The organism is Streptococcus sp. 'caviae' (assembly GCF_001937065.1).
Classification (GTDB): Bacteria; Bacillota; Bacilli; order Lactobacillales; family Streptococcaceae; genus Streptococcus.
In genome coordinates this window covers 1-360 of sequence record NZ_MOWR01000027.1, presented here as the reverse complement: position 1 = coordinate 360, position 360 = coordinate 1, and the positions used below count along the sequence as shown (strand labels likewise).

1 tRNA gene and 1 rRNA gene are annotated in these 360 nt (G+C 48.1%); both read right to left on the bottom strand.

Going from position 1 to position 360, the window contains the following annotated elements:
* Positions 1-12: 12 nt before the first annotated feature.
* Positions 13-85, bottom strand: a tRNA-Ala gene (locus BMI76_RS10510).
* 164 nt (positions 86-249) lie between these two features.
* A 16S ribosomal RNA gene (locus tag BMI76_RS10505) occupies positions 250-360 on the bottom strand; the annotation flags it as partial.

The following is a 360-nucleotide window of genomic DNA, read 5'->3' as shown; positions in this document are numbered from 1 at the left end:
TATCCTGTTTCATGGAGCCTAGCGGGATCGAACCGCTGACCTCCTGCGTGCAAAGCAGGCGCTCTCCCAGCTGAGCTAAGGCCCCACGTCCCTCTCAAAACTAAACAAGACTACCAAGTGCTTCCGTGTAATTGTATTCAGACTAAAATCCTAGTGAAAAAGATGAACTGCCTAAGAAATCAGGATTTCTTGTCAGTCCCCTATTTTCATACGGATTTCTTAACGTCTTCATAACTTACATTTCCTTAGAAAGGAGGTGATCCAGCCGCACCTTCCGATACGGCTACCTTGTTACGACTTCACCCCAATCATCCATCCCACCTTAGGCGGCTGGCCCCTTAAAGGTTACCTCACCGACTT